This window comes from Chitinophaga sp. GbtcB8 (genome assembly GCF_019091455.1).
Classification (GTDB): domain Bacteria; phylum Bacteroidota; class Bacteroidia; order Chitinophagales; family Chitinophagaceae; genus Chitinophaga.
In genome coordinates this window covers 178,051-184,681 of the sequence record NZ_JAGXJN010000010.1, presented here as the reverse complement: position 1 = coordinate 184,681, position 6,631 = coordinate 178,051, and the positions used below count along the sequence as shown (strand labels likewise).

Genomic DNA, 6,631 nt, shown 5'->3' with positions numbered 1-6,631 from the left:
CTCCCCCCACGCGGAAACCCTAAACATAAATGGCCCAGGCAACGTGCACCCGGCATCTGCCCCCGCCAAAGGTCCTACCGCCTTCCAGTATCTTACCCCTGTAGGAGGGATTGTTCAGTACAAAATCTTTCTTAGGCGTAATATCGAACTCATAACGCCAGACGCGGAACAGGTTATCGCCAAATCCTTTACGTTCTGAAGCTTTCAGGAAACGTGCAGAAATGATCTGGTCAGTATCTACATTTCCAATGGGCATGGGCACCGCTGAACTCCGTAATACAGTGAATTTATCGTAAGCCATTTTTAGGTCGTATCTCTGTTAATTAATTATGTTGCTGATCGTTTATACGCGGGCGTTATTAATCCGCCATTAAAACACGGGGGTCTGTTACCACACCGGTTACCGCTGCTGCAGCTGCTACTAAGGGGCTTGCCAGCAGCGTTCTTGCGCCGGGGCCCTGCCTGCCTTCAAAGTTGCGGTTGCTGGTGCTCACGGCATATTTACCCGCCGGGATCTTATCATCATTCATGGCCAAACAGGCGGAACATCCGGGCTGGCGCAGCTGGAAGCCTGCGGCTGTTAAAATATCCAGGATGCCTTCTTCCCTGATCTGCTGCTCTACAATGTGTGAGCCGGGCACTATCCATGCTGTTACATGATCTGCTTTTTTACGTCCTTTTACAATAGAGGCAAAAGCGCGGAAGTCTTCTATACGGCCGTTGGTACAGCTGCCTATGAACACATAATCTATCTTTTTACCCAGCATGGATTCTTCTTCATGAAAGCCCATATAGTTCAGGGACTTTTCATAACTGGCCTTGCCGCTGCCGCTGTCTGCAGAGGGGATATGTTGGGTAATACCCAATCCCATACCGGGGTTGGTACCGTAGGTGATCATGGGTTCAATATCCGCAGCTTCAAAGGTATATTCCTGGTCAAATATAGCGCCGGCATCGGTTTTCAGCGTTTTCCAGTAAGCCAGGGCTTTATCCCATGCTTCGCCTTTAGGGGCTTTTTCACGGCCTTTGATATATGCAAAAGTAGTTTCGTCCGGTGCTATAATGCCGCCGCGGGCGCCCATTTCAATGCTCATGTTACAAACCGTCATACGGCCTTCCATGCTCATTTGCTCAAACACATCGCCTGCGTATTCCACAAAATAACCGGTAGCACCGGCTGCAGTCAGCTTGGCAATAATATACAGTACCACATCTTTAGGTGTAACTCCTTTACCCAGCTTGCCATTTACATTAATGCGCATTTTTTTGGGCTTGGGCTGCATTATACACTGGGAAGATAATACCATCTCCACCTCAGAAGTGCCAATACCAAAGGCAATAGCGCCAAATGCGCCATGGGTAGAGGTATGCGAGTCGCCGCATACAATGGTCATACCCGGCAGGGTAATACCGTTTTCCGGGCCTACCACATGCACAATGCCGTTCTTGGGATTACCCAGGCCCCAGTGGGAAATGCCGTATTTGGATGAGTTGGTTTCCAGGGCTTTTAACTGGTTGGCAGAAAGCGGGTCCTGCACCGGTAAATGCTGGTTAATAGTAGGTGTATTATGATCTGCGGTAGCAAAGGTTTTTTCGGAGAACATCACTTTCAGCCCCCGGCTCTCTAAACCCAGGAATGCTACCGGGCTGGTTACTTCATGAATAAAGTGGCGGTCAATAAAAAATACGTCCGGACCGTCTGCTATTTTTCTCACAACATGTGAATCCCATACTTTATCAAATACGGTAGTAGGTATTTGGCTCATTTTTTATAATTTAAAAAGTAACTGCAAAATTGTTAAAATATATCCAGATATTCTGCTTTTTAGTCAGATTTTTTCTAACAGGAAACGTTAAAAACCGGGGGCTGCAGATGAACAAGGCTTTGACCGTACGGGGACGGCCAAAGCCTTATAGTATTGATTATAAATGTTTTACAATACAATCACGGCGCCATCCGCACAGGCGGCAGTCTTACCGCACACCTCAGGCATCCACCGCATCATAAACAATCACCTTTTCCCAAAGGTGGCCACAGTTCTTAATAAATTCCAGGTGAATGGGATCTGTCTGGTAAGCAGCCTGCCCTGCCAGGTCGGCAAAGAACATCAGCTCAGATACAGCCCAGCTGTTATCTACCACCTCCCGTTTTTCGGTGCTGGCCACCACCCCTACCCGCAGCTCTTTTACGGTTTTGATCTTGGCCAGGGTTTTAACACCGGCCACCAGCTTATCACGGTCTTCCGCAGAACCGGGATTCTTAAGCCAGAAGAATACATGGTGTACCACGGGGTATTTGGGTGCAGCAGCCTGCAATGGCGATGCTGTAGCGGCCGCAGTACCAGCTAAAATAGTGGCAGCTGTGCCCAGGAATTTACGTCTGTTGGAATTTTTCATGGTTAATCGTTAATCGGGTTGATGCCCTCAAAATAGTAAAATATACTGCATAAAAAAAGGCGCCTTCCCGGTGGGGAAGACGCCCGTATACATCTTTATTCCATCTTACTTACTGGTTGGCCTTCTGCTCCTTTTTCTTCTTGGCATGGTCCACAATGGCACCTGTACCGGCACCTACACCCGCACCAATTACGGTACCAATGGCAGCGCCTTTTAAGTGGTCTTTATTCACCAGGGCGCCTGTGATAGCACCTGCACCAGCGCCTACTACCGCACCTTTAGCGGTATGGCTCCAGCCCTTTTTCTTGGTAGTGGTGGTGGCTGCAGGAGCGGCTGCAGTAGAATTATCAGCGGAGCTGTTATTGCTGTAGCTGCCGTTTGATGCCTGGCTGTTATGGCTTTTATGTTTTGCTTTTTCAGCGTTCACAGAATCAATTACCTGCTGTTTTGCTACACTTACCGCGTTTATTGAATCAATGGTTGCCTGTTTGGCATCCCCTATAGCGGCAGCCTTCTCGTCATTGCTCTGGCAGGATGCAAAGATCAATGCGGATGATGCGATGGCTATAACTAAGTTTCTCATGGCTTTAATTTTAAAATATTAGGTCTGCCCTACCCATAACGAAAACTGTGCCATTTGTTACTGCAGGAAATGGCCGGAGGCCTTAAAGACCTCCGTACCATTTACTTATAGTTTAACAAATTTTTTCCTTACTACTTTTTTGCCATCCCTGAACTCAATAATATAGGTACCGGCTGGCAGGTTGCCAAGGTTTAAGGTACCGTTCGCTGACTTCATTCTGGTAACCTGTGAGTTGGCCACATTGATCACGCTTACCACCCCATCATTCTTCAGGCCGCCAATGGTCAGGTTGCTGGTTACCGGGTTGGGATATACCTTAAACTGGTCGGTTGTTTCCGGCAGGTGGCTTGCCTGCGCTGCGCTGCTGAACTCAACCCAGTTAATGTTCCAGTCGCCGCTTACTGCATAAATGCGCAGGGTTTGATCGCCGGCAGCCAGGGTTACCGTGGTGGTAATAGTGGTCCAGGCCTGCCAGCCGCCGGTGGCAGGTACGGTTACTGTAGCCAGGATAGCTGTGCCGGAGCGCAGCTGTAATTGTTTGCCGCCATCCGGGCTGGCTACACGTAAGTTTACGGTATAAGTGCCGGCCGTGGTTACTTTTACGTTGTAATCCATCCAGTCATCCGTATTTATCCAGCCCACATTTTCACCGCCGCCGGTATCTGCACAGCCTTCTGTTCCAACGTCCGACTTAGCGTCAAAAGCTTCAGCTTCTATTTTACCAGGAATGGTTTTAGCTCCTGTTACCGGGTTTACGGTAATAGCTATTGGGGCGGATGTGGTGGTTAAACCGGCATTGTCCGTGGCTTTGGCTGTAAGGGAATAAGTGCCTGCGGCTGCGCCTATCCAGGTATACTGGTAAGGGCTGGTAGTATCTTCTCCCAGCCTGGTAGCGCCCTGGAAAAATTCCACTTTGCGCACCGTGCCATCTGCATCTGCTGCAGTAGCCGCCATATCAATATCAGCATTATTAAAGAAGGCAGCGTTATTGGCCGGGGCGTTAAGGCTTACGGTAGGCGCGCTGCCACTGTTGCCGCCAAGGGCAAAGGTCAGGTAGTTAATGTTCAGATCCGCTGCATCCATGGTTACACGTAATACTTTTACGCCGGTGGTCAGGGCCGGTGTGTTCACGCTAATGGTTTGCCATGCCTGGAAACCGCCGGTCTTGGGTACGGCCATGGTACCGCTGATGTTCACGCCATCCAGCTCTACATGGAATGCTTTGGCATCATAAGGCGTGGCTACACGGACAGCCAGGGTATATACGCCGGGTGTGGTTACATTCACGGTATATTCCAGCCACTCGCCGGTAGCTACATAACCTATGTTAAAACCGCCGCCGGTATCTGCACAGCCTTCCAGGTCCACACCTTCGTTGGGGCGGTATCCGTTACCCTGGTTAGCAACAGAAGCATCATGGTAGGCAATACCTTCGCCACCGGTATCATAATCTTCTATTTCAATTTTACCCGGTATGGCAGCCGGCACGCCCTTGTAGGGATTTTGTAAAGATGCGCTCACCTTATAATTAGCTGTATAGGTGGTATTAACAGCAGGCACACGCAGGTTTTGCGTAACTGCGCCGCCATGCGCCCAGTCTGTAAATTCATAAGCGGTATCGCCCAGGGTTTGCGGGCTAAGGGCCTGTATGGTAAAGTTGGAATTTACCACAAAGGTTTTAGTGGCCGGCGCAGTTACCTGCGAGCCTAATACCAGCTGTAACCCGGGTTTGCTGGAAGTAATGGTCAGGTTTACCTTATTGGGCTGAATATCTACAGAATCCACACCGGTACGGCCCTGCGAGTCGGTAACGGTTAAGAGTATACGGAACCAGATGTTGGGCGATGTTTCCCCGCCGTTATCCGCTACAAAACTGCCGGATGTAATACCTGCCGGTATTACCGGGCCGGGATGATAGTGCTCGCTGGTAGGATTGTCCTTATGATAAAAACGTACCTCCCATTTGTAGGCTGATGCGGGTAAGGTACCATCTTCCAGGTCTGTAGCGCTGCCGGAAAAGCTCACCTGGTCTAATACGCTCCAGGTAAGGCTGGCTGTTGGCGTTAAGATGTGCGGTACCGGGCGGGCATTAAACGGCTGTACGGTAAGCACGGCGGCCGTGCTGGTATCTGCACCCAGGGTATTGGCCACCAGACAGCGGTAGCTGCCTGCATCTGCTGCTGCGGTTTGCGCTATCGTATAGGTGTTGGCGGTAGCCCCGCTGATGTTCACGCCATTCTTCTGCCATTGGTAAGTGATGGGCGTAGCGCCGGATACACTTACAGAAAAGCTAACCGGATCACCGGCTACCACCGTTTGGCTGGCAGGGTTGTTCACCACCTCCGGTTTCTGGTTGCTGTCAAACTCAATACGCCATAAGCTGCCGGTGGAATTATATTTAATGTAGTAGATATTACCGTCAATGCCTACACTGGTACCCAGGATGGAGCCAAAACCGCTGGGCGAAAATTCCTGTGCAGCACCCACGCCGGGGTTCACCGCATCTACGCTGCGGAACCACTGGGAGCACCAGTCGGAGAAATAAAAACGGTTGCGGTACTGTGTGGGATAGTTGGTGGCCGGCGGGTTAAAGAATACGCCGGAGGTAATGGCGCATCCCCAGTTATCATGCGGGTAGGCAAATGCCGGTAGTATGGTGCCGGCAGCCTGCTGCGGGCCGGAGCGGCCATTCTGGTCCCAGCCATAATTATAATTTTTGGAAGCATCCGGTGCAGTAACATCATTGATCTCCTCATAGTCGCCACCCACATTTACCACGAATATTTTGCCGGAAAGCGGGTCCAGCGCCATTTTCCATGGGTTGCGCATACCAATGGCCCAAATGCTCCGCTTCTGGCGGGAAGCGCCTGCCTCATTGTAATACGGATTGCCCGGTGCAGGCTGCCCATCTTCCGTTAACCGCAATATTTTACCGCGGTAGGTATCCAGCTTGGTGGCTTCTGCGGGAGAGTTACTTTCACCAATAGCCACATACAGCAAACCATCTTTAAACAGGATGGCGCCGCCGTTATGGAAACCGTTGATGATGGGGTCAAACTCCATGATGCGGGTAGTGGAGGTTACCACATTTGCAGTGTTGATCACCACTGCATCCAGGTAATGCACCGTCATAGCCGGGTTGGTGTAAAAAATGTAAAACTTGCCGTTGGCGGCAAACTGCGGATGCAGGGTAATACCCAGCAAGCCCTGTTCTGAGCCGGTGGTAGTGCCAACGGTATGCACCGTAGATACGTTACCGTTCTGGAACACTTTTACATTACCGGAACGTTCTGCAATAAAGATGCGGCCATCCGGTGCGTGCACCATGGCAGTGGCCTCATTAATGTTATCGCCGGTAAGCTTTTTCTGAATAAATCCTGCGGGCAGCTGGCTATAGCCATTGCCGGCAAAGCCGCCCAGGAACAGGGTAATGCCCAGGCATATTTTCAATAGGCGGGCACGCAAAAATTGCTGCATTTTTGGTAGGTTTCTCATCATGCAAGAGTGGTTTTTTTGAATGGATAAAGATTGTTGTTATGTTAATGGACAATTACGTGAGGAATTGGCTTCAATGACATGGTTCATAATTAAAATATGCAGGATAAAGTTAATACTATTTTTCTTTTAATTATCTTTGCGGCGCATACTTAA

At 50.0% G+C, this 6,631-nt stretch carries 5 protein-coding genes; all 5 read right to left on the bottom strand.

All coding sequences use genetic code 11. The annotated features are described in order from the left end of the window. Positions 1-19: 19 nt before the first annotated feature. Complete coding sequence (locus KVT36_RS12155) at positions 20-301, bottom strand: hypothetical protein (RefSeq protein WP_217603765.1); 282 nt, start codon at positions 299-301, stop codon at positions 20-22. A gap of 58 nt (positions 302-359) precedes the next feature. Next, complete coding sequence (gene leuC / locus KVT36_RS12150) at positions 360-1,766, bottom strand: 3-isopropylmalate dehydratase large subunit (protein WP_217603764.1); 1,407 nt, start codon at positions 1,764-1,766, stop codon at positions 360-362. Between the two features lie 220 nt (positions 1,767-1,986). Beyond that, positions 1,987-2,397 (bottom strand): Dabb family protein, encoded by a 411-nt coding sequence (locus tag KVT36_RS12145; protein WP_217603763.1) that lies wholly within the window; start codon positions 2,395-2,397, stop codon positions 1,987-1,989. Positions 2,398-2,506: 109 nt separating this feature from the next. Beyond that, positions 2,507-2,980, bottom strand: a complete 474-nt coding sequence (locus tag KVT36_RS12140) for a glycine zipper domain-containing protein (protein ID WP_217603762.1) — start codon at positions 2,978-2,980, stop codon at positions 2,507-2,509. Between the two features lie 105 nt (positions 2,981-3,085). Then, on the bottom strand, positions 3,086-6,478 hold the full coding sequence (locus tag KVT36_RS12135; protein WP_217603761.1) for a carbohydrate-binding protein: 3,393 nt from the start codon (positions 6,476-6,478) through the stop codon (positions 3,086-3,088). Positions 6,479-6,631 lie beyond the last annotated feature (153 nt).

What these genes read in the sequence shown, in the direction of transcription:
- leuC (WP_217603764.1), bottom strand. Translation starts at nt 1,766, where the DNA reads ATGAGCCAAATACCTACTACCGTATTTGATAAAGTATGGGATTCACAT.
- KVT36_RS12145 (WP_217603763.1), bottom strand. Translation starts at nt 2,397, where the DNA reads ATGAAAAATTCCAACAGACGTAAATTCCTGGGCACAGCTGCCACTATT.
- KVT36_RS12135 (WP_217603761.1), bottom strand. Translation starts at nt 6,478, where the DNA reads ATGATGAGAAACCTACCAAAAATGCAGCAATTTTTGCGTGCCCGCCTA.
- KVT36_RS12155 (WP_217603765.1), bottom strand. Translation starts at nt 301, where the DNA reads ATGGCTTACGATAAATTCACTGTATTACGGAGTTCAGCGGTGCCCATG.
- KVT36_RS12140 (WP_217603762.1), bottom strand. Translation starts at nt 2,980, where the DNA reads ATGAGAAACTTAGTTATAGCCATCGCATCATCCGCATTGATCTTTGCA.